Annotated in this window: 21 protein-coding genes; 11 read left to right on the top strand and 10 right to left on the bottom strand. The window is 72.4% G+C overall.

Features of this window, described 5'->3' with window-relative positions; genetic code table 11:
• Window positions 1-58: 58 nt before the first annotated feature.
• Window positions 59-1,897 carry a tetratricopeptide repeat protein gene (locus KBX46_RS26120; protein WP_210794457.1) on the bottom strand — a complete coding sequence of 613 codons (1,839 nt, stop codon included), beginning with the start codon at window positions 1,895-1,897 and terminating at the stop codon, window positions 59-61.
• A 189-nt stretch (window positions 1,898-2,086) separates the two neighbouring features.
• Here KBX46_RS26120 and KBX46_RS26115 point away from each other — a divergent pair, with 189 nt between their 5' ends.
• On the top strand, window positions 2,087-3,118 hold the full coding sequence (locus KBX46_RS26115) for an SIS domain-containing protein (RefSeq protein WP_088950016.1): 1,032 nt from the start codon (window positions 2,087-2,089) through the stop codon (window positions 3,116-3,118).
• A gap of 25 nt (window positions 3,119-3,143) precedes the next feature.
• Window positions 3,144-4,736 (top strand): PAS domain-containing sensor histidine kinase, encoded by a 1,593-nt coding sequence (locus KBX46_RS26110; RefSeq protein ID WP_210794455.1) that lies wholly within the window; start codon window positions 3,144-3,146, stop codon window positions 4,734-4,736.
• A 178-nt stretch (window positions 4,737-4,914) separates the two neighbouring features.
• Here the strand turns inward: KBX46_RS26110 and KBX46_RS26105 are convergent, their stop codons facing one another.
• Together KBX46_RS26105 and KBX46_RS26100 are read right to left on the bottom strand one after the other, a co-directional pair.
• A complete protein-coding gene (locus KBX46_RS26105) occupies window positions 4,915-6,423 on the bottom strand; it encodes a glycosyltransferase family 39 protein (protein ID WP_308159696.1) in 1,509 nt (502 codons plus the stop codon).
• A 36-nt stretch (window positions 6,424-6,459) separates the two neighbouring features.
• On the bottom strand, window positions 6,460-7,485 hold the full coding sequence (locus tag KBX46_RS26100; protein WP_210794453.1) for an aldo/keto reductase family protein: 1,026 nt from the start codon (window positions 7,483-7,485) through the stop codon (window positions 6,460-6,462).
• 63 nt (window positions 7,486-7,548) lie between these two features.
• Here KBX46_RS26100 and KBX46_RS33210 point away from each other — a divergent pair, with 63 nt between their 5' ends.
• From KBX46_RS33210 to KBX46_RS26075, 5 genes are all read left to right on the top strand, one after another.
• Entirely contained in the window at window positions 7,549-8,460 is a 912-nt protein-coding gene (locus tag KBX46_RS33210) for an ArsR family transcriptional regulator (protein WP_210794451.1), read from the top strand.
• Between the two features lie 293 nt (window positions 8,461-8,753).
• Complete coding sequence (locus KBX46_RS26090; RefSeq protein WP_099848354.1) at window positions 8,754-10,466, top strand: nitrite/sulfite reductase; 1,713 nt, start codon at window positions 8,754-8,756, stop codon at window positions 10,464-10,466.
• Window positions 10,463-10,624: a hypothetical protein gene (locus KBX46_RS26085; protein WP_210794449.1), complete on the top strand. Its 162-nt coding sequence runs from the start codon at window positions 10,463-10,465 to the stop codon at window positions 10,622-10,624. The genes KBX46_RS26090 and KBX46_RS26085 overlap by 4 nt, the downstream gene beginning before the upstream one ends.
• Window positions 10,621-11,382, top strand: a complete 762-nt coding sequence (locus KBX46_RS26080; RefSeq protein WP_210794447.1) for a phosphoadenylyl-sulfate reductase — start codon at window positions 10,621-10,623, stop codon at window positions 11,380-11,382. The genes KBX46_RS26085 and KBX46_RS26080 overlap by 4 nt, the downstream gene beginning before the upstream one ends.
• Window positions 11,364-12,176, top strand: coding sequence for a sirohydrochlorin chelatase (locus KBX46_RS26075; protein ID WP_374225024.1), 813 nt, complete (start codon window positions 11,364-11,366; stop codon window positions 12,174-12,176). Before KBX46_RS26080 ends, KBX46_RS26075 begins: the two co-directional genes overlap by 19 nt.
• Window positions 12,177-12,261: 85 nt before the next feature.
• Here the strand turns inward: KBX46_RS26075 and KBX46_RS26070 are convergent, their stop codons facing one another.
• Both KBX46_RS26070 and KBX46_RS26065 read right to left on the bottom strand, forming a co-directional pair.
• The gene (locus KBX46_RS26070; RefSeq protein ID WP_088950012.1) at window positions 12,262-12,519 is read right to left on the bottom strand and encodes a WhiB family transcriptional regulator; all 258 of its coding nucleotides are present in this window, start codon (window positions 12,517-12,519) and stop codon (window positions 12,262-12,264) included.
• Window positions 12,520-12,967: 448 nt separating this feature from the next.
• Window positions 12,968-13,918, bottom strand: a complete 951-nt coding sequence (locus KBX46_RS26065; RefSeq protein WP_088950011.1) for a diacylglycerol kinase family protein — start codon at window positions 13,916-13,918, stop codon at window positions 12,968-12,970.
• A gap of 43 nt (window positions 13,919-13,961) precedes the next feature.
• Between KBX46_RS26065 and KBX46_RS26060 the strand changes: the two genes are divergently transcribed.
• Window positions 13,962-14,351: a hypothetical protein gene (locus KBX46_RS26060; RefSeq protein ID WP_088950010.1), complete on the top strand. Its 390-nt coding sequence runs from the start codon at window positions 13,962-13,964 to the stop codon at window positions 14,349-14,351.
• A 22-nt stretch (window positions 14,352-14,373) separates the two neighbouring features.
• Here KBX46_RS26060 and KBX46_RS26055 read toward each other — a convergent pair whose 3' ends face one another.
• Genes KBX46_RS26055 through sodN form a run of 3 tightly spaced genes read right to left on the bottom strand, consistent with a single transcriptional unit; the run spans window position 14,374 to window position 15,736 of the window.
• Window positions 14,374-14,781 carry an ATP-binding protein gene (locus tag KBX46_RS26055; protein WP_088950009.1) on the bottom strand — a complete coding sequence of 136 codons (408 nt, stop codon included), beginning with the start codon at window positions 14,779-14,781 and terminating at the stop codon, window positions 14,374-14,376.
• Between the two features lie 32 nt (window positions 14,782-14,813).
• Window positions 14,814-15,335 (bottom strand): GNAT family N-acetyltransferase, encoded by a 522-nt coding sequence (locus KBX46_RS26050; protein ID WP_088950008.1) that lies wholly within the window; start codon window positions 15,333-15,335, stop codon window positions 14,814-14,816.
• A complete protein-coding gene (gene sodN, locus KBX46_RS26045) occupies window positions 15,332-15,736 on the bottom strand; it encodes a superoxide dismutase, Ni (protein ID WP_099848348.1) in 405 nt (134 codons plus the stop codon). The genes KBX46_RS26050 and sodN overlap by 4 nt, the downstream gene beginning before the upstream one ends.
• Before the next feature lie 69 nt (window positions 15,737-15,805).
• Here sodN and KBX46_RS26040 point away from each other — a divergent pair, with 69 nt between their 5' ends.
• The 3 genes from KBX46_RS26040 to KBX46_RS26030 all read left to right on the top strand — a co-directional run bounded on the left by KBX46_RS26040 (window position 15,806) and on the right by KBX46_RS26030 (window position 18,637).
• Complete coding sequence (locus KBX46_RS26040; RefSeq protein ID WP_172862103.1) at window positions 15,806-16,171, top strand: S24/S26 family peptidase; 366 nt, start codon at window positions 15,806-15,808, stop codon at window positions 16,169-16,171.
• 143 nt (window positions 16,172-16,314) lie between these two features.
• Window positions 16,315-17,493 (top strand): NADP-dependent malic enzyme, encoded by a 1,179-nt coding sequence (locus KBX46_RS26035; protein WP_210794445.1) that lies wholly within the window; start codon window positions 16,315-16,317, stop codon window positions 17,491-17,493.
• Window positions 17,494-17,674: 181 nt separating this feature from the next.
• Window positions 17,675-18,637, top strand: a complete 963-nt coding sequence (locus tag KBX46_RS26030) for a zinc-binding dehydrogenase (protein ID WP_210794443.1) — start codon at window positions 17,675-17,677, stop codon at window positions 18,635-18,637.
• Window positions 18,638-18,747: 110 nt separating this feature from the next.
• On the opposite strand, the gene KBX46_RS26025 is transcribed toward KBX46_RS26030, so the two are convergent.
• Window positions 18,748-19,716: a dienelactone hydrolase family protein gene (locus tag KBX46_RS26025; RefSeq protein WP_210794440.1), complete on the bottom strand. Its 969-nt coding sequence runs from the start codon at window positions 19,714-19,716 to the stop codon at window positions 18,748-18,750.
• 97 nt (window positions 19,717-19,813) lie between these two features.
• Window positions 19,814-20,863, bottom strand: coding sequence for an aldo/keto reductase (locus KBX46_RS26020; protein WP_210794438.1), 1,050 nt, complete (start codon window positions 20,861-20,863; stop codon window positions 19,814-19,816).
• Window positions 20,864-20,893: the final 30 nt, after the last annotated feature.

Here is a 20,893-nt window from a genome sequence, read left to right as displayed (position 1 = left end):
GCGCCGCGTCGTCCCGTCCGGGCCGGCGCGGCGCGCGCCTTTTCCCGCGACCGTGCGCCTAGCGGGTGCGCGCGCCGCGCAGTAGTTGCCAGAGGCGGCGTAGCGGGTTGCGAGGGCGAGGGACCTGGGGGGAGAGCGGGCCGAGCAGTTCGCCGGCCAGTGCCGCGGTGGCGGGGTCCAGATCCGGGGCGGCAAGTGCCAGGTGGGCCAGCGAGGCGGCGATCGGGACCGGTCGGGTCCGTGCCACGGCGGCCGCGTCGGCGAGCCGCTCCGCCACCACCCGCGCCACGTCCGACCGCACCGAGGGATCCACCCAGGCCGCGGTGACCAGGGCGAACAGCGCGGCCTCGGTGACCCAGTCCTCGACACCCCAGATCAGGTCGAGCAGCACGCGGCGGCGGGTCGAGCCCTCCCACGGCTCGTCGGTGCGGTGGTGCAGCAGCCCCAGGCAGGCCCACACCTGCACACCACGGACCCAGACCGACGGGTCGTGGGCGGCCAGCAGCCGACCCACCGCGTTGGCCGGTGCGGCCGGCGGGTGCACCAGCAGGCCGAGCAGGTCGGTCACGTCGAGGCCGGCCAGGCCCACCGCGGCGTCGTACGCCGCCGGTGGGTGCGGCCACGCCGGGTGTGCGACCTGCCCGATCCGTTCGACCGCCGTCGCCGAGGGCACCGGCAGCGCGGGCGTGGGCAGGTCGTCCGCATAGCGCCACAACCGTTGGACGGACGCCCGCCGGGGCTCGCGCGGGTCCGGCTCCAGCGCGCCCCCGACGACCTCGATCCGCAGGCCGGGCGCGGTGGACGTCGCCGTCCGGACGGCGCTCGGCGGGGCGGCGGCGGGCAGGCGTACGGCACTGCCGAGACCGTTGTCGTCGTCGGCCACCGCCTGGCGCATCGCGTCGACCAGTGGACCGCCGGCCGGAGTCAGTTGGCCGAGCCAGGGCCGCGCGCGGCAGCACTGGGCCAGGTCGCCGTGCTCGTGGCTGTCGTCGGGGTGGTCGCGGACGAAGTCCGCGAGCGCGACCAGGTGGGCCAGGTCGCCGTCGCGCAGGTGCCGCAGGCGGTGTGCGGTGTGCACGGCGCAGTCGAACGACGGGTCGCGCGCGAGCGCCCGCTCGGTCCACTCCAGTGCCTCGTCGAGGCGGCCGATGTCGGCCAGGGTGCCGGCGATGTCCGCGTAGATCGCCAGGTCGTCGGGGTCCAGCTCGACGGCCCGACCGAGGGCCGCGAGGCCTTCGCGGGTCCGGCCCGCGCTGCGGTACGCGTACCCGAGCCAGACCTCGCCCATCTTCGAGGGTTTTGCGCGTACGCCTCGGGTGGCCCAGCGGACGGCGAGGGCGACTTCGCCGAGACGCCGGGCCAGCGCGGACGCCGCGCCCAGCAGCAGACCGTGCTCGGGGTGCACGGTGACCGCGTTGCGGGCCAGCGTGAGGTACGGCGTCAGGGCGCCCCGGCCGACCCGGGGCACCGGGTCGGACAGCGCCGCGCAGACCTGCATGAGGACGCGGGCGATGTGGTCCGGGTCCAGCCGTTCGACCAGCTCGGGCGCGGTGACCCAGGGGACGCCGGCCCACTGGGTGCCGGGTGAGTACGCGGTCGCCGCGGCCAGCAGCTCCAGCCCTTCGGCGGGGCGGCCGGCGGTGGCGAGCAGGTGGGCGCGGGCGACGACCGCCCCCACGAAGGTGTGGTGGTTGATCGGGAAGAGGTCGAGGCCGCCACCGCTCGCCGCGGCGAGTCGGGCCAGCGTCTCGTGCACCTCCGGCAGGGTGGGTGCTCGCGCCAGCGCGCCGGCGAGGTGCCCCGCGGCGTGGTGCAGGTCGCCCTCGTCGAGTGCCAGCCGGGCGAGCGCCAGCTCCTCCGTCGCGGAGAGTGCGGGATCGTCCGTTCCCTCGGGCACGTCGTCCTCTCGTCGCTGGGCCAGGCGGATGCAGCGCTCCCAGCGTAGTTGATATTGAGATCAACTGGTGATCACCTGCGCAGTCCTGCTCGTTCGATTGCTGAGATACGGTTAAAAGTGCAAGACTGAGCAAGAATCGCGCGGCAACCGCGCAGGGGAGGGATTTTCGTGACTCGTGCAGGGGTCGGCATGGCCGCCGACATCGATGAGCAGCCAGCTGGCTACGCCCGCCTGCTCTCGACCGCCAACGCCGCCGAGATCGCCCGGGTGGCGGCGATCATCGCCGAACGCCGCCCGCGGCACGTCGTCTTCACCGCCCGGGGCACCTCGGACCACGCGGCCCTCTACGGGGCGTACCTCACCGAGATCCGTCTCGGCCTGCCCGCCGGGCTCGCCTCGCCCAGCGCGGTCACCCTGTTCGGGGCCCGCCCCGACCTGTCCGACGCGCTGGTCGTCGGGGTCAGCCAGAGCGGCGGTTCGCCCGACCTCGCCGAGGTGCTGCGCGCCGCCCGCGCCTCCGGGGCCCTGACCCTCGCGGTGACCAACGCCCCCGACTCGCCGCTGGTCGAGGTCGCCGAGCTGAGCGTCGACATCGCCGCCGGGCACGAGCGGGCGGTCGCCGCCACCAAGACGTACACCGCCGAGCTGCTCGCTCTGCTGATGCTCGTGGAGGGGATCCGGGCCGGCGACGGCGTGCTCCCGACGGCCGAGCGGGAGGCGCTCGACGCGCTGCCCGAGCTGGCCGCCCGCACCCTGGCCGACGACACCCCGGCCCGGCTCGCGCCCCGCTACCGCTTCGCCCGGCAACTGGTCACCACCGGGCGGGGGTACGCCTACCCGACCGCCCGGGAGGCCGCGCTGAAGCTGATGGAGACGTCCTACCTGCCGGCGCTCGCCTTCTCCGGCGCCGACCTGCTGCACGGCCCACTCGCGATGACCGACCCGGAGGTCCCGGTGCTCGCGGTCGTCGGCTCCGGTCCGGGTGGACGGTCGATGGGCGAGGTGCTGCCCCGTCTCGGCGAACGCCGCGCCGACGTCGTGGTGGTCGGCTCCGCCGAGGTGCCGGGCGCCACCCGGCTGGCCGTTCCCGAGGTCGACGAGCGGTACGCCCCGCTGCTGGACATCCTGCCGTTGCAGCGGTTGGCGCTGGCCCTGGCGCTGACCCGAGGCGAAGACCCGGACGCGCCGCGCGGGTTGAAGAAGGTCACCGCGACGATGTGAGGCGCGGCGTGGCACCCTGGTCACCGTGTCCACGCTGCGCGACCTCGCCGAGGAGCACACCCACCTCCGTCCGGCCGACATCGACCACCTCCACCGGATCGCCGGCGACTGGCAGCTGCTCTCCGATCTGTCCTTCGCTGACCTGCTGCTCTGGGTGCCGGTCGACGCCGACGGCACGTTCCTCTGCGTCGCCCAGGTCCGGCCGACCACCGCCCCCACCGCCTACCAGGACGACCAGGTGGGGCGCATCGTCGGCGGGCCGGAGGTGGCCCACCTGGGCGTGGCGTACTCCCAGGGCCGGATCTGGCGGGAGGGCGACCCGGTCTGGTACGGCGACGTGCCGGCCCGGCACGAGGCGATCCCGGTCCGGCTGCGGACCGCCGAGGGGGAGGCCGGTGAGGTGATCGCCGTGGTGGGGCGGGACACCAACCTCTCCACCGCGCGCACCCCCAGCCAGTTGGAACTCAACTACCTGACCACCGCCGACGACCTGGCGCAGATGATCGCGGACGGCACCTTCCCGCCGCCCCGGCATCCGGGCGAGACCACCTCCGCGCCCCGGGTCGGCGACGGCCTGGTCCGGCTCGACGCCGGCGGCAAGGTCACCTACGCCAGCCCGAACGCGCAGTCCGCGTACCGCCGACTGGGCTACGCCTCCCACCTGGTGGGCGAAGACCTGGCCGCGCTGCACCGCCGGCTGGCCGGTGACCCGCTGGACGGCACCGAGGCCTCGAACGGCATCCTGGCCGCGCTGCGCGGTGAGGCGCCACCCCGACGGGAGATCGACGCCCGCGGTGCCACGATGCTCACCCGAGCACTGCCGTTGATGCCCGCCGGCGTGCCGATCGGCGCGCTGGTGCTCGTGCGGGACATCACCGAGGTCCGTCGCCGGGACCGAGCCCTGATCACCAAGGACGCCACCATCCGGGAGATCCACCACCGGGTGAAGAACAACCTCCAGACCGTCGCCGCGCTGCTGCGGCTGCAGGCCCGCCGGGTGTCCATGCCGGAGGCCCGGGTCGCGCTGGAGGAGTCGGTCCGGCGGGTTGCGTCCATCGCCCTGGTGCACGAGACGCTCTCCATGTCCAGCGACGAGGCGGTCGAGTTCGACGGCATCGTCGACCGGGTGGCCAGCGCGGCGACGGAGGTCGCGGCGACCGAGGTGAGCGTCGGCATGCGACGGCGGGGCAGCTTCGGCGTGCTGCCGGCGGAGATCGCCACCTCGCTGGTGATGGTCCTCAACGAGTTGCTGCTCAACGCCGTCGAGCACGGCTTTCCGCCGGCCGACGAGGCAGAGGAGCCTCCCGTACCTGCCGCCTCGGGCATGGTGCCGGTCGCCGCTCCCGAGGTCGACCCGTCGCTGCGACCCGAGGTGGTCGTCTCGGCGCACCGGTTCCGCAAGATGCTGCACGTCTCGGTGGCCGACAACGGGCGCGGGCTGCCGCCGGGCTTCGACGCGGAGCGCGCCAGCCGGCTCGGCCTCCAGATCGTCCGGGCCCTGGTCACCGGCGAACTGCGCGGCACCATCGAGCTGCGGGCCGGCGCCAACGGCGGCACCGAGGCCGTGCTGGTCGTCCCGCTGGCCCGCAACACCCACGACGGCCGCTCACAGGCCTGACCGCCGGCCTCCCGCCCCGTCCGCCGTGGCGAGGCAACGCGTCCGAGCGGTCTTGTCGTTTCGAGCGATATACCTGTGAGTCATATTGATGCCTCACAGGTATATCGCCTACCGGGGGTGGTCGCGGTCTGACGGCTGGCAGAGCCACCGGCCGCAGCTACCGCTGGCTGTCAGCGAGTCAGCGGTCGGGGCGGCTGGTCAGCAGGGCGACGGTGAGGCCGGGGCGCTGCCAGACCTGCGTGACGGTGAAGTCCGTGCGCAGCGCGTCGCCCTTGGCGCCGGACACGGCGGCCAGCGGCTCGGCGTGCCGGCCGGAGACGACGAGCCAGACCCGCGTCGTACCGGCGAGGCACTGGGCTGGCTGGGGGCACTCGGCGGCCCACAGATCGCCGCGGCGGACCTCGTTTTCGGTGACCAGCACGTCGCGTGGCGGGTCGCCGAGGTGGTACTCGATGCCGAGATCGAGGAAGAGCCAGCTGTGCCGGGGCGAGTAGACCACCGCGTCGCCCGGCCGTTGACCGTCGGCGATCACCCGGGCCGCCGCCGCGTAGTCCACCGGCGCGCTGCGTGGCCACTCGTGGGTCCGTCGCAGCGCGGCCTGGTCGGGTAGGCCGAGCAGCCCGGCCAGCACCACCACGACGAGCGCGGCCGGAGCGGCCACGGCGGCCAGCGCCGCGCCCGCCAGCAGGCACGCGAAGGGCACCACGAAGACCAGGTACCGGGGCACCCACAGCGGTACGACAGTGCCGGCGGCGAAGAGCAGCAGTACGGGCAGCAGCACCGCGCTCACCGGCAGCAGGGCGCGGCGCCCGAGCCGGGCAGCGCCCAGCGCGGCGACGCCGACCAGCAGGCCGCCCACCACGCTGCTCTGGGCCACGCCGCCGGGCAGCGCGGTCAGGTCGTCCAACCGTGCCAGGTTGACCCAGTTCAACTGCCGGGACTGCTGGGTCCGGGCCTTGACCAGCAGCGGGCCGGCCAGCAGCGCGACCGGCACCACGGCGACCAGCCACCGCCACACCCGCCGGTCCCGCTCAGCGCTGGGGTGGTCCCGGGTGGCGACCCCGGCCGCGGCCGGGCCGCGCCACCAGGCGATGAGGACGACCAGCGCGTGGGCGGCGAGCAGCGTGAGCGCGATCAGGTGGATGAGCCCGAGAGCGACCACCGCGGCGGCGTAGCCGGCCCACCGGGCCCAGCTCGGCCGGCGCAGGGCGGTCACCAGCAGCACTGTGGCGAGCACGGCGAGCATGGTGGCCAGCGCGTACGGGCGGGCCTCCTGACCGTAGCGGGAGGTGCCGGGGAGCACCGCGAACAGCAGCCCCGCGAACAGGCCGCCGCGCCGGTCGACGAGCCGTGCGCCGAGCCCGGCGAGCAGCCCGGCGGCCACTGTCATCGCCAGCACGGCCGGCGCGCGCAGGGCGATCGTGGAGTCGCCGAAGACAGTGGTCCAGCCGTGCATCAGCAGGTAGTACGGCCCGGTGGCGGCGTCGATGGTGCCGGCCAGTCGGGCCAGGTCGCCGGGCGACCGGGTGGCCGCGCTCCAGGTCGCCAGCTCGTCGCGCCACAGCTGGGCCGAGCCGAGCCCGGTCAGGGTCACCGCCAGGGTCAACAGCGCCGGGGGGAGCCAGACCGGCAGACGGCGCAGGTGCTCCCACGCCGTCCCGGCCGACCTCTCGGACAATTGCCCCACGGTCCGAGCCTGCCACGGCCACCCCCCTCGTGGGCGTCAGCCGGCCGCAGGTGGTGGGCGCCAGGCGGTCATCACATCGTTCGGCCGGGCGGTCTTCGCCGGATCGCGCTCCACCAGTTCGTCGAGCACGGCGTCGATCCGAGCCATCAGCTCGTCGTCGAGCCGTACCGTGGCGGCCTTGGCCGTCTCGGCGAGCTGCTCGGGCCGGGACGCGCCGACGATCGCGCCCGCCACGGTCGGCCGGCGCAGCACCCACGCCACCGCCAACTGGGCCATCGTGCAGCCGGCGGCCTCGGCGATCGGTCGGAGCCGGCGTACCCGGGAGAGCAGCAGATCGGAGGAGTAGCGGGCGATGAACGAGCCACCAAAACCGTCGGCGGCCCGGGAACCTGCGGGCGGACGTCGGCCCGGCTCGTATCGACCGGTCAGCACGCCCATCGCGAGCGGCGACCAGGCGAGCTGCCCCAGACCGAGATCGGCGCAGGCGGGCGACACCTCGGCCTCCACCACCCGCCACAGCATTGAGTACTGCGGCTGGTTGGCGATGAACGGGATGTGCAGCTCGGCGGCGAGCCGCAGGCCCGCGCGCAGCTGCGGGGCGGTCCACTCGGAGGCGCCGACGTAGAGCACCTTGCCCTGGCGGACCAGGTCGGCGAAGGCGAGCATCGTCTCCTCCAGAGGCACGCTGTCGTCGTACCGGTGCGCCTGATAGAGGTCGAGGTAGTCGGTGCCCAGCCGGTTCAGCGAGGCGTGACAGCCCTCGATGATGTGCTTGCGGGACAGCCCGGCGTCGTTGGCCCCCGGCCCGACCGGCAGGCACACCTTCGTGCACAGCTCGATCGAGCTGCGCCGGACGCCGGCCAGCGCCTTGCCCAACGCCTCCTCGGCCCGCCCCTGCGCGTACCGATCGGCGGTGTCGAACGTGGTGATGCCCGCATCCAGGGCGGCGGTCACGCACGCGGCCGCCGTGTCGTCGTCGAGCTGGTTTCCGTGGGTGACCCAGTTGCCGTACGCGACCGCGCTGACGCGCAGGCCCGACCGGCCCAGTTGCCTGTACTCCATGACGAGAATCGTCGGGCCGCCCGGCGCTGTCGCCGAACCGTTCGAACGTGGTCGAATCCGTGGGTGATCGAGGTTCGGTTCTCGCCCGACGACCTGAGCCGGGTCCGGTTCGTGCACTCGCCCCTGGCCGAGCTGGTGGCCAGCTCCTGGGCGTTACGCAAGCCGGCGAAGTACTGGATGCACCGTCCGTGGCGGGAGCGCGCGGAGCGGCTGCTGCCGGATGCCGGCCTGGAACCGCTGTTGGCGGTGCTCAGGTCGTCCAACGGTTACGTGCCGGATTTCCTCACCCCGATCGGAGTGGCACCGAACCTGGCCGTCGAGCTGCGGGCGGTCGCCGGCACCGACCCGTCCCGGGTGCGCCGGCAACTGGAGCGGGCCGGCGCACCCCGGCTGGCCCCGGACGAGTTGGTCGCGCAACTCCACAGGTACTTCACCCTGCTGATCGCACCGGACTGGCCCCGGCTGCGGGCGCTCGCGCTGGCCGACATCCGGCGGCGGACGCTGCTCGCCGCCGAGCAGGGCGGGCGCACCCTGCTGCGCGAGGTGCACCCGTTGATCCGGTGGGACGGCGCGGCGCTGCGGGTCGCCGTCGGCACGACCCTGCCGGCCGACCTGGACGGGCGCCCGTGGACGCTGCTGCCCACCGCGTTCTCCGGGCCGACGGTGCACGCGATCATGGAGGGCGATGCCGGGCCCGCCCTCTGCTATCCGCCCGTCGGGTTGGGTGGGCTGTGGGATTCGCCGGCGCCCAGAGCGGCGCTGGGCGCCCTGCTGGGCGGTACCCGGGCGGCGGCGCTATCCCTGCTCGACTCGCCGCTGAGCACCGGCGAGCTGGCCGCGATGCTGGGTCTCGCGCCGGCGACGGCGTCGCACCACCTCACCACGCTGCGGGACAACGGGCTGATCGTCGGCGTACGACAGGGGCGGGTGGTGCGTTATGCCCGAACTATCCTCGGTGACCAGCTGGTCGGCTGACCCCCCGGCCCGTGATGTGGGATCCAGCACGCGGACATTGGCCGGCCCCCATGGGGTGTGGCAGCATGAGCCCCATGACCGCCGCAGTCGTCCGCCGCTTCGTGGCTCGTCGCCACGTCGATTACGGCCGCGTGCGCAGCGCGATCTGTCCGGCCTACTGACGACGCCCGACCAATCCGTCTCGGGCGCGCTCCGCGCCGGCTGTCTCAGACACCGTTGTCCCGCCCGCTTCGCCGGGTCGGCCGCCGCGCCCCGCGTGCCCCGAGGCACAGCAGACAACGGAGGACGCCGCGATGGCGGTCAGCAGCACGCCGGCCCGATCCGAGGACCCGACGACCCGCCCGGCCCGGGCGCCGCGCCGGCCCCGGGGTGAGGGTCAATGGGCGCTCGGCCACCGCGAGCCCCTCAACCCCAACGAGCGGATCAAGAAGGACGACGACCCGCTCAACGTCCGGGCCCGGATCGAAACCATCTACGCGCACCGCGGCTTCGCCTCCATCGACCCGCAGGATCTGCGCGGCCGGTTCCGCTGGTGGGGCCTCTACACCCAGCGCAAGGCGGGCATCGACGGCGGGCGCACCGCCGTGCTGGAGCCGCACGAGCTGGAGGACGAGTTCTTCATGCTCCGGGTCCGCATCGACGGCGGCCAGCTCAGCCTGGCCCAGCTGCGGGTGATCGCGGACATCTCCCGGGAGTTCGCGCGGGACACCGCCGACATCACCGACCGGCAGAACATCCAGTACCACTGGATCCGCGTCGAGGACATGCCGGAGATCTGGCGCCGGCTGGAGTCGGTCGGCCTGCAGACCACCGAGGCGTGCGGCGACTGCCCGCGGATCGTGCTGGGCAGCCCGGTCGCCGGGGTCGCCCGCGACGAACTGCTCGACCCGACCCCGGCGGTCGACGAGATCGTCGCCCGGTACGTCGGCGACAAGCAGTTCTCCAACCTGCCCCGCAAGTTCAAGACGTCGATCTCCTGGCTGGTCGACACCCCGTACGAGTCGAACGACATCGCCTTCCTCGGTGTCGACCACCCCGAGCACGGCCCCGGCTTCGACGTCTGGGTCGGCGGTGGTCTCTCCACCAACCCGATGCTCGCCCAGCGGCTCGGCGTCTGGGTGCCGATGGCCGAGATTCCGGACGTGTGGGCCGGTGTGGTCGGGATCTTCCGCGACTACGGCTACCGCCGGCTGCGCAACCGGGCCCGGCTGAAGTTCCTGGTGGCCGACTGGGGTGTGGAGCGGTTCCGCGAGGTCCTGGAGAAGGACTACCTCGGTCGCACGTTGCTCGACGGTCCGGCACCGACCCTGCCGTCGAAGCCGATCGACCACGTGGGCGTGCACGAGCAGGCCGACGGGCGGCACTACGTGGGCGCTGCACCGGTGGTCGGGCGGGTCTCCGGCACGCAGCTCGCCCAACTGGCCGACGTGGTGGAGGCGCACGGCAGCGACCGGGTGCGGCTCACCCCGTACCAGAAGCTGCTGGTGCTCGACGTGCCGTCGGAGCGGACGGAGTCGCTGGTCGACGCGCTGCGCGGGATCGGTCTGGAGGCCCGGCCGTCGGCCTGGCGGCGCGGCACCATGGCGTGCACCGGCATCGAGTACTGCAAGTTGGCCATCGTCGAGACGAAGGCCCGCGGTGAGGAGCTGGTGGCCCGGCTGGAGCAGCGGCTGCGCGACTTCGACGCGGACATCTCGATCCACATCAACGGCTGCCCGAACGCCTGCGCACGGACCCAGGTGGCCGACATTGGGCTCAAGGGTCAACTGGTGGTCGGCCCGGACGGGCAGCAGGTGGAGGGCTTCCAGGTGCACCTGGGCGGCGGGCTGGGCATGGCCCAGGGTCAGACCGCCGGCTTCGGCCGCAAGCTGCGCGGCCTGAAGACCACCGCGGACGAGCTTCCGGAGTACGTGGAACGGCTGGCCCGTCGCTACCTGGCCGGTCGGAGCGAGGGCGAGACGTTCGCCAACTGGGTGATCAGAGTCGACGAGGAGGAACTGCGGTGAGCAGCGAGAACCGAGCGGCACCCCTGTACTGCCCGTACTGCGGCGAGGAGGACCTGCGGCCGAACGAGGTGGGGCACGGCGCCTGGGAGTGCCGCGCCTGCACCCGGGTCTTCTCGGTGAAGTTCACCGGGCTGCTCTCCCGGTCGGTGACCCGATGAGCCTCGTCTCCGCAGCGAACCTGCGCCTGGTCGGGCCGGGTGGCCCGGCGCTGACCGATCCGGCCCGGCGCGACCCGGACGAGCTTCGCGTCCTGGCCGAGCAGGCTGCCCGGGACCTGGAAGGCGCCCCGGCGCTGGAGATCGCCCGCTGGGCCGCGCAGACCTTCGGCGACCGGTTCTGCGTCACCAGCTCGATGGCCGACGCCGTGCTGGCCCACCTGGTGTCCCGGGTGGCCCCGGGCGTGGACGTGGTCTTCCTCGACACCGGCCTGCACTTTCCCGAGACCCTCCGGGTGCGCGACGAGGTCGCCCGGACGCTGCCGGTGAACGTCCGGTCGATCCGGCCCCGGCTCACCGTCGGCCAGCAGGACGGCCAGTACGGTCCCCGGCTGTTCAACAAGTCGCCGGACGACTGCTGCCAGCTCCGCAAGGTGGAGCCGCTGGAGCGGGCCCTGACCGGGTACGACGCCTGGGCGGCGGGTCTGCGCCGGGACGAGTCGCCGACCCGGGCGAACACGCCTGTGGTGACCTTCGACGCGCGGCGCGGCAAGGTCAAGGTCAACCCGATCGCGGCGTGGTCGCAGCGGGACGTGGACGCCTACATCGCCCGCTTCAACGTGCCGGTCAACGAGCTGTTCAAGCAGGGGTACGGGTCGATCGGCTGCTGGCCGTGCACCCGCCGTACGAAGGCCGGCGAGGACGCGCGGGCCGGCCGGTGGGCCATGTTCGAGAAGACCGAGTGCGGGCTGCACGTCTGACCTCGCCAACGACGACCCCGACCGGCCCTGATGCGGCCGGCGGGGTGACTCCGGTGGTGCTGGTCGCGCACGGCAGTCGTGATCCACGAGCGGCCGATGCCACCCGGGCGCTCGCGCGAGCCGTGTCGGCGGCCCGACCGGGCACACCGGTCCGGGCGAGCTGGCTGGACCATACCGAGCCGGGGCCGACAGCGGTCCTGCGCGACCTGGCCCTGGCCGGTCACCGTCAGGCGGTGCTGGTGCCGCTGCTGCTGACCGCCGCGTACCACCATCGGGTGGACATCCCGGCGGCGGTCGCCGCGGCGGCGCAGGCCGGGCCACCCCTGGCGGTACGGGTGACCGACGTGCTCGGCCCGGCGGACGGCACTGTCGATGCCAGGCTGCTGGGCGGGCTGCGCCGCAGGCTCGGTGAGGCGGACCCGGGCCGCTTCGACGCGTTGGTGCTGGCCGCCGCGGGCACCCGGGACGCGCGGGCGCGTCGCTCGGTGGGCCAGGTCGCGGACGCGCTCGCTGTGGAGTTCGGGGTGCCCTGCCGGGTGGCGTACGCCTCGGCGGCTCCACCGGCGGCCGGCGTGGCGGTGTCCCGGCTGCGGGCGGCCGGCGCGCGTCGGGTCGCGGTGTGCGCGTACTTCCTGGCGCCGGGCCTCTTCCACGACGCGGTGGCCGAGGCGGCCCGGGCGGCCGGCGCCGTGTCGGTCGCCGCGCCGTTGACCGACGCACCGGAGCTGGTCGAGTTGGTGCTGCGCCGAGTCGACGACCGGCCCTGCCGGCCGATGGTCACGCCGATCGGGTGACCTGTGCCGGCGCGGTGATCCTGTGTCGGACAGCGGAACGCCCCGATGGGTGAACCCACCGGGGCGTACAGCTGTGTGTTGGGGATCAGGCGGAGTGAGCGCGCAGCACCCGGAGACCGCCGCGCCGCTTGACAGCGCGCCGCTCCTCCTCGCTCATTCCGCCCCAGACGCCAGCGTCCTGACCAGACTCGAGTGCCCACTGCAGGCACTGGTCGGTCACGGAGCAGCGCCTGCAGACGGCCTTTGCCTGCTCGACCTGCAGGAGAGCCGGTCCGGACGTCCCGATCGGGAAGAACAGCTCCGGGTCCTCGTCGCGGCAGACACTATGGTGACGCCAGTCCATGGCGGCAACACTCCTCATTCTGGATGGGTGGCAACAATTGCTTGGTCGTGCTTTTCCTATATGCATCCGCGTGCCGATGGTGACAGTTAGCGTCCGACCATTCGGCAGTGCGTGAGCAGGCAGTTAGTGCCGGGGACCTGCTGGAACAGCTCAACCTGACGAGCATATCCAGGCAATGTCCCGGTAACTCAAGTTCGCTTGTGAATACTTTCACGAACGCTCGTGATGTCAAGGGTGACGCTCGGAAAAACTCCGGGCGGTGAGCAAGCCCACAACCCATTTGTCCGGGTTCCAGTGCTTTCCTGGTTACCCGCCGTGCCACAGTCGAGGATCAATATAGTACAGTCCGCGTGACATTGCTGACATTTCCGGCACCTGCCCCTCGGTGTGGCGGTGATCGGCCGGTGTGGCTGCGGTCACCGTGTCGACCTACGGCAGTACCCGAGACCTAGCAGATTACTCTCAGTGCGGCGGGAACGGAGGTGAATCTGACTTTTTCCCGTTCGCCGAGATAGTCGCCGTCCAGCTGGAACGCCTGCGGACGACTGGAGAGCAGGGTGAACTCCGCCGTGTCATGGAGTCGTAACACCTGCCGACCTCGTGGATCAGGCTGCCGACCCAGGAACTGTGTCACTGTCCGTGTTGTGCTAGCCACCCGGAGCTGACGCAGTGCCAGCACATCGAGCCCGAGGTCGAACGACGCGGACGGGTTCGGGTTGACCTCCCGGTCGCCCAGGTACGTCCACGGCGCCGTGTTCTGGATGATGACGGTGGCCAGCTCCGCCTCCGCCTGCTCGCCCGGGCGCTCCAACGTGATCGCCGGATGCCGGCGGTCCGAGGCGAAGAAGTACTGGTTCATGATCGAGCGCAGGTAGAGCGACGGCGTGGACACCCGCCCCTTGCGCCGGGCCTGCTCCACCCGGTGGATCACCGCGGCGTCCAGGCCGAACCCGGCGCAGAAGGTGAAGTAGCGGTCGTCCGCAAGGCCCAGCCCGACCGTCCGGCTCCGACCCAGCCGCAGCCCTTCCAGGATCATGCTGGTCGCCTCCGGCCACTCCCGGGGCAGACCCACGGCGCGGGCGAAGACGTTTGTGGAACCGCCCGGAACGGTCGCCAGCGCCGGCAGTCGCTCGGCCATCGGGGCGTCGTCGGCACCGGTCGGCGGGTCGGCCGTCATCAGGCCGTTCACCACCTCGTTCACCGTGCCGTCGCCACCCAGGGTGACGACCAGGTCGACCCCCTCCGCGGCGGCCTCCCGGGCCAACGCCATGGCGTGCCCGCGTCGGCGGGTGTAGCGCACACTGAGATCGACTTCGCTGCGCAGCGCCCGGACAAGCACGTCCCGGCTGCGTTCGCTGGTGGTGGTGGCCTTTGGATTGACCACCAGGACGGCCCGCATGGGCGGCACTGTACCTCCCGAAAGCCCGGGTATCGTGGCGCGCGTGACCATCGACTCGGCCCCGTTTCCCGTCACGCTCCGCTGGGCGGTCCGGTTGCTGTGGGCGGAGGCCGCCGTCGTCGGGTTGATCGCCGTGTGGCTGATCTGGGCCGACCTCACGGCCACCACCACCGATCTGCTGTCGGCGCTGCTGGTGACGGTGTTCGCCATCGGGGCTGCGGTGGTGCTCTGGGCGCTGGGCCGGGCCCTGCTGCGCCTCCAAGCGGGCGCACGGGCCCCCGCGATCGTGCTCCAGCTCATGCTGCTGCCGATCGGGTGGTTCATGATTCAGGCCGGGCTGGCCTGGCTGGGTGTGCCGTTGATGGCGCTCGGCCTGGGCGTGGGCTGGCTGCTGGTCAGCCCTCCGACGACTCGAGCGCTCGGCTTCGAGTGACTGCCGGCTCGGGTCGGGTCGGTCAGTAACTGCCGGAGCGGCGGGTGAGCAGCGCGATCGTGGCCCGACCGTCGGCGGCCGTGGCCGATGCCGAGGTGGTCAGCGCGGTGAGCACCTTCCAGGCGAAGGACGACTCGCCGGGCAGCGTGGCGCCCCGCACGGTCGGCACTGTCACCTCGACGGTCAGCGCGTCCTCGGTGACCGCGAAGCGGCACTCCAGCTCGGCGTCGCGGGTGGCAATGGCGAGCAGCATGGCGCACGCCTCATCGACCGCGATCCGGAGATCCTCGATCTCGTCGAGCGCGAACTGCAACCGGGCCGCCAGACCGGCGGTGGCGGTGCGGAGCACGCCGAGGTAACCGCCGTCGGCGGGCACCGTGAGGTGCACCACGTCGTCGTCAATTGCTGCCTGGCCAGTCAGTTGAGTCACGCCTCATCCCCCCGGTCGGGGACTCTACCCGGTCAGTCGCCCGTACGCGTGCCGACGTTGGTGGCCTGGCCGGCCAACCGGCTCAGGGCGTCCCCGCTGAGTCGGTAGGGGACCCACTCGCTCATCTGCTCCGCCCCGATCGAGGCGTAGAACCCGGCGGCCGGGTTCCAGTTGATCATCCACCACTCCAGTCGCCGGTATCCGCGTCGTACGCAGATGTCGGCCAGGGTGGCGAGCAGCAGCCGACCGGCCCCGGAGCCGCGAGCGGCCGGCCGGACGTAGAGATCTTCCAGGTAGATGCCGTGCACCCCGGCCCAGGTGGAGAAGTTGAGGAACCACAGCGCGAAGCCGATCGGCTCGTCGCGCTCGTCCACCGCGACGTGCCCGAAGAGCGCCGGAACAGTCGCGAACAGGGCTGAGGTCAGTTGGTCGACGCTCAGGTGGCACTGCTCCGGGGCACGTTCGTACTCCGCCAGCTCGTGCACCATGGCGACGACGGCCGGTACGTCCTCGGGACGTACCGGCCGGATCGTCGGGATGACCGGGGTGGTCACGCCTTCTTGGTCTCCCAGAAGATCTTCGAGATCTCGTCGATCTTCCCGAGCAGCTTGTCGGCGGTGGCCGGGTCGAGGCTGCCCTTGACGCCACCGGCGCCGGCGAGCTTGGTGGCCTCGTTGAACAGGGTGTGCAGGTTCGGGTACTTCTCGAAGTGCGGCGCCTTGAAGTAGTCGGTCCAGAGCACCCACAGGTGGTGCTTGACCAGCTCGGCGCGCTGCTCCTTGATGATGATGGCGCGGGTGCGGAACTCCGGGTCGGTGTTCGCCTGGTACTTCTCGCAGATCATTTTGACCGATTCGGCCTCGATCCGAGCCTGAGCCGGATCGTAGACACCGCACGGCAGGTCGCAGTGAGCGCTCGCGGTGACGCGGGGCGCAAGGATGCGCGGAAGTCGCATCGGGATCCTCCATGGGAAGTTTGCGATGATCAAAGGCGACATTACTCCTGGGAATGCTCCCCGAACCGGGTGGAGGTGAAACCAGTGGGCACCGATCACCCGGGTGAGGCGGCCCGCTTGCGGAGACCGCTCACCGCCGTTCTGGTGACCGGACCGTCCATGGCACCGACGCTGCGCCACGGCGACGCGGTGCTGGTACGCCCCGGTGGCCGCCCGATCCGACCCGGGGACGTGGTGGTCGCGGTCTTCCGGACCCGTCCCGAGCTGCTGGTGGTGAAGCGCGCGGTCCGGCCGCAGGACGGCGGCTGGTGGCTGCACGGGGACAACGACCTGATCACCGACGACTCCCGGGCGTACGGGGTGGCCGACGTGCGGGGGCGGGTGGTGGCCCGTTACTGGCCGCGTCCGGGGAGGGTTCCTCGTCGGCGGATATGACCCTGCTCACATCCGACGGGCAGTGCCGACACTATGCTCGGAAAGTGCCCGGGTGACCCCCCGCACAGCGTGCCACCGCTCGCCGCCCACCTCGCGGCAGGGCCGGCCGCCCCGTCTGCTCGACAGATACTGGAGTCACCACCATGTCTTCGTCCACCGTGGACCCCGCTGATCCCGTCTTCCTGCTGCACCGGGGCGGCAAGATGGCCGTCGCCTCGACCGTGCCGCTCACCAGCCGGGAAGACCTCTCCCTGGCGTACACCCCGGGGGTGGCCCGGGTGTGTGAGGCGATCGCCGCAGACCCCGACCTGGCCGACGACTACACCTGGGCGGCGCACGCCGTCGCGGTGGTCACCGACGGCTCGGCGGTGCTCGGGCTCGGCAACATCGGCCCGCGCGCGGCGCTGCCGGTGATGGAGGGCAAGGCGGTGCTGTTCAAGCAGTTCGGCGGGGTGGACGCGGTGCCGATCTGTCTGGACACCCAGGACGTGGACGAGATCGTCGCCGTGGTGCGGGCGCTGGCCCCGTCGTTCGGCGGGATCAACCTGGAGGACATCAGTGCGCCGCGCTGCTTCGAGGTGGAGCGCCGGCTCGACGAGGCGCTGGACATCCCGGTCTTCCACGACGACCAGCACGGCACGGCGATCGTGGTGCTCGCCGCGCTGCGCAACGCGGCCACTCTGCTCAACCGCAAGCTGGGTGACCTGCGGGTCGCGGTGAGCGGTGCGGGCGCGGCCGGGGTGGCCGTGACGAAGATGCTGATCGCCGGGGGTGTCAACCCCGACCAGGTGGTGGTCTGCGATTCCAAGGGGATCATCGGCCGGCACCGCACCGAGCTGACCGGCACCAAGGCCGAGCTGGCGGCGAGCACCAACGCCGACGGTCGCCAGGGCGACATCACCGAGGCGCTGCGCGGCGCGGACGTGCTGATCGGGGTCTCCGGTGGGCAGATCCCCGAGAGCGCGGTGGCCGGCATGGCACCCGACGGGATCGTGTTCGCACTGGCCAACCCGACCCCGGAGGTGCACCCCGAGGTGGCGGCCCGGCACGTCGCGGTGGTCGCCACCGGGCGCAGTGACTACCCCAACCAGATCAACAACGTGCTGGCCTTCCCCGGGGTGTTCCGCGGCGCGCTCGACGCCGGTGCCACCCGGATCACCGAGGCGATGAAGGTCGCCGCCGCGGACGCCATCGCCGGCGTGGTGGCCGAGTCGCTGACCGTGGACGCGATCGTCCCGTCTCCGCTCGACCCGCGCGTCGCGCCGGCCGTGGCCGAGGCGGTCGCCGAGGCAGCCCGCCGCGACGGCGTCGCCCGCCGCTGAGGACGCACGGGCCGGGGGAGCACAGCATGCGCCGCCGGTGTGTGCGCACGCATGGGCCGGGGGCGCTTCGGCGCGGCTTGCGCCGCCGGTGTGTGCGCACGCATGGGCCGGGGGCGCTCCGGCGCAGCATGCGCCGCCGGCCTGTGCGCACGGCTTCTTAACGGGCGCTCAGCTTGTTACCGTGCCGATCATGCGTGCTGCCTTCGCCTCCCGCTTCAACGACGCCGACCCGCTCACCGCGCTCACTGTCGGTGAGCAGCCCGAGCCGACCCGCCCGGCCGACGACTGGGTGACCGTGCAGTTGCGAGCCACCTCGCTCAACCACCACGACCTCTGGTCATTGCGCGGGGTGGGTCTCACCGAGGCCCAGCTGCCGATGATCCTCGGCTGCGACGCGGTCGGGCTGGACCCGGAGGGACGCCCGGTGGTCGTGTACCCGGTGGTCGTCACCCCCGGTGACCCGCGCGGCGTCTCCATCCTCTCCGAGCACTTCGCCGGGACGCTCGCCGAGCGGGTCGCCGTACCCCGGTCGAACCTGATCCCGCTGCCCGACGGCATGTCGGCGACCGACGCGGCGTGCCTGCCCACGGCCTGGCTGACCGCGTGGCGGATGCTGACCACCAAGGGCCGTGTCGCGGACGCCGACAGCGTGCTGGTGCAGGGGGCGGGAGGTGGCGTCGCCACCGCGGCCGTCGCGCTCGCTGTCGCGATGGGCAAGCGGGTGTACGCGACCAGCCGCGACGCCGCCAAGCGGGAACGGATCTCCGCCCTCGGCGCCACCGCCGTGGAACCCGGTGCCCGGCTGCCGGAACGGGTCGACGTGGTGATCGAGACGGTCGGTGCGGCCACCTTCGACCACTCGCTGAAGTCGGCCGCGCCGATGGCCCGGATCGTGGTCTCCGGGGCGACCGCCGGGCACCAGCCGGCGGTCAACCTGCGCCGGCTCTTCGCGATGCAGCTGGAGATCCTGGGCACGTCGATGGGCACGCCGGGGGAGCTGTACGAGCTGCTGGCGTTCTGTTCCGAGAACGAGGTGCGCCCGGTGGTGGACAGCGTGGTGCCGTTCAGCCGCGTCGAGGACGCCTTCGCCCGGCTGCACTCCGGCGACGCCTTCGGCAAGATCGTCATCGACCACACGGCCTGACGCTGCCGTCATGATCCGCGCAACATCGGGGAAACTGCTGCCTCGGGGCGCGCTGAGGCAGCAACATCACTGATGTTGCGCGGATCTTCGCCGTTTTCGGCCTGGTCGGGTCAGAGGTGATCGTCGAAGGTGGCTATGTCGCCGCGTGTTGCGTCGGTGGGGATGCGCTTCCTGGCCGCCGGGTCGCCGTAGAGCGACCAGCGCAGGAACTCGACCGACGTGTCCGAGACGACCCGCAGCGTGGCGCCGTCGCTGAGCAGCGCCCGCCCGTGGTCGCCCTTGGGCAGGCTCAGCATCGCCTTCGGCCAGGGCACCTTGTCGTACGCGGCCTTGCCCGCCGCGTACTCGACCACCTCGTCCAACTCGCCGTGCACGAACAGTTGCGGTGCTGCCGCGCCGGCGAACGCGGTGCCCACACCGAGCGCCGTGCCGGCGAACACCACACCCGCGTCCAGCCGCTCGTCTCTGCTCGCGGTGAACAGACCGATGGTGGTCACCCCGCCCGCCGAGTGCCCGGCCGCGGCCACCCGCTCGCCGTCCAACCGGCCGCGCAACGCGTCGCCGGCCTTGCCGTCCAACGCCAGCACCTGATCCAACGCGTACGACACGTCAGCCGGTTGGTTGAGCACGTCGAGGACGTTGTTGTCCGCGCCCCGGGAGGTGTGCGGGAACGTCGGCGCGGCCACCACGAAACCCGCCGCCGCCCAGCGGGTCAGCAGCGTGGCGTAGTCGTCCGGCCGCCCACCCAGACCGTGACTGAACATCACCACGGGGAACCGGCCCTCCGCCGCCGCCGCCGACCGCTTGGCAGCGCCGCCGGACTGCCCGGCCGCCGGGTACCAGAGCGTCGTCGGCAGCGCGCGGCCGTCCCGGTCCAGCTTCAGTTGGCGTACGCCGACCGCGAAGGCGCGCTGCGGGGCCTTTCCGGCGGGGACCTGCGGTGTCGGCGTGGCGGCGGCCTTTGGCTCGACCGGCGGTGCCTGCCCGCTCTGACTCGGGCGGGTGTCCGCTGAGCAGCCGACCAGACCGGCCATCAGCACGGTGCTGGCCATCAGTGCGGGAGTGACGCGACGCGACATGAATCCAATTGTGCCCTGCCCGGCGGACCCGCCTGGCGGGCTTCGGCGCGCTGTGCCCACCCGATCACCGACCGCTGCGTCCCGGCGTCAGGTTCACTCAGGCCGCGGCACGGTCGGCGAGGGGGCGTCGCCGCAGCGCCGTGTCGGTCAGGGCACGCGGCCGGAAGGCGGCGTTCGGGTTGTACAGGTTGGTGCCGGGCGGCACTATCTCGTCGATCCGGTCGAGTGTGGCGTCGTCCAGGGTGAGCGCGGCGCCCTTGAGCAGGTCCTCCAGTTGCGGCATGGTCCGCGGTCCGATGATCGCCGAGGTGACGGCCGGATGGGCCACGGTGAAGGCGATGGCGAGCTGTGGAAGCGTGCACCCGATGCTGGCCGCGAGGTCGACGAGCTGCTCGACGGCGTCGAGCTTGGCGGCGTTCTCGGCGATCGTGGGATCGAACTGCGCCGGCCGCAGGGCGGCACGCCCGGCCGACAGGTCGACGGGCTGGTCCCTGCGGTACTTCCCGCTGAGAAACCCGAAGGCGAGCGGGCTCCAGACCAGCACCCCCATGCCGTAGCGCCGGCAGACCGGCAGGGTCGAGGCCTCGACGCCGCGAGCCAGGATCGAGTACGGCGGCTGCTCGGTGCGCAGGCGTCCGAGGCCGCGGCGCTCGGAGACCTGGTGTGCCTCGACGATCTCCTCGGCGGGAAACGTCGAGCAGCCGAAGGCGCGGATCTTGCCCTCGCGGACGAGGTCGGTGAGCACCGAGAGTGTCTCCTCGATGTCGGTCGAGGGGTCGGGACGGTGCACCTGGTAGAGGTCGATCCAGTCGGTGTCCAAGCGCCGGAGGCTCCCCTCGACCGCCTTGAGGATCCAGCGCCGCGAGTTGCCACCCTGGTTGGGGCCCTCGCCCATCGGGAAGTGCACCTTGGTGGCGAGCACGACGTCGTCGCGGCGCCCGCGCAGCGCCTTGCCCACGATCTGTTCGGACTCGCCGCGGCCGTACATGTCGGCGGTGTCGACGACGTTGATGCCCTGGTCGAGGGCGGAGTGGACGATGCGGACGCAGTCGTCGTGGTCGGGGTTTCCGACGGCACCGAACATCATGGTCCCGAGGCAGTGGGTGCTCACCTCGATGCCGGTGCCGCCGAGGGTGCGATAGCGCATGCCGATGCTCCTAGGTGATTCAGTGGTGAT

The organism is Micromonospora sp. C81 (assembly GCF_018070425.1).
GTDB classification, from domain to species: Bacteria; Actinomycetota; Actinomycetes; order Mycobacteriales; family Micromonosporaceae; genus Micromonospora; species Micromonospora zamorensis.
The sequence above is the reverse complement of the archived record's forward strand: the minus strand, read 5'-3'. Positions and strand labels throughout refer to the sequence as shown.

What these genes read in the sequence shown, in the direction of transcription:
- KBX46_RS26115 (WP_088950016.1), top strand. Translation starts at nt 2,087, where the DNA reads ATGGCCGCCGACATCGATGAGCAGCCAGCTGGCTACGCCCGCCTGCTC.
- KBX46_RS26100 (WP_210794453.1), bottom strand. Translation starts at nt 7,485, where the DNA reads ATGGAGTACAGGCAACTGGGCCGGTCGGGCCTGCGCGTCAGCGCGGTC.
- KBX46_RS26090 (WP_099848354.1), top strand. Translation starts at nt 8,754, where the DNA reads ATGGCGGTCAGCAGCACGCCGGCCCGATCCGAGGACCCGACGACCCGC.
- KBX46_RS26080 (WP_210794447.1), top strand. Translation starts at nt 10,621, where the DNA reads ATGAGCCTCGTCTCCGCAGCGAACCTGCGCCTGGTCGGGCCGGGTGGC.
- KBX46_RS26070 (WP_088950012.1), bottom strand. Translation starts at nt 12,519, where the DNA reads ATGGACTGGCGTCACCATAGTGTCTGCCGCGACGAGGACCCGGAGCTG.
- KBX46_RS26065 (WP_088950011.1), bottom strand. Translation starts at nt 13,918, where the DNA reads ATGCGGGCCGTCCTGGTGGTCAATCCAAAGGCCACCACCACCAGCGAA.
- sodN (WP_099848348.1), bottom strand. Translation starts at nt 15,736, where the DNA reads ATGCGACTTCCGCGCATCCTTGCGCCCCGCGTCACCGCGAGCGCTCAC.
- KBX46_RS26035 (WP_210794445.1), top strand. Translation starts at nt 16,315, where the DNA reads ATGTCTTCGTCCACCGTGGACCCCGCTGATCCCGTCTTCCTGCTGCAC.
- KBX46_RS26025 (WP_210794440.1), bottom strand. Translation starts at nt 19,716, where the DNA reads ATGTCGCGTCGCGTCACTCCCGCACTGATGGCCAGCACCGTGCTGATG.
- KBX46_RS26020 (WP_210794438.1), bottom strand. Translation starts at nt 20,863, where the DNA reads ATGCGCTATCGCACCCTCGGCGGCACCGGCATCGAGGTGAGCACCCAC.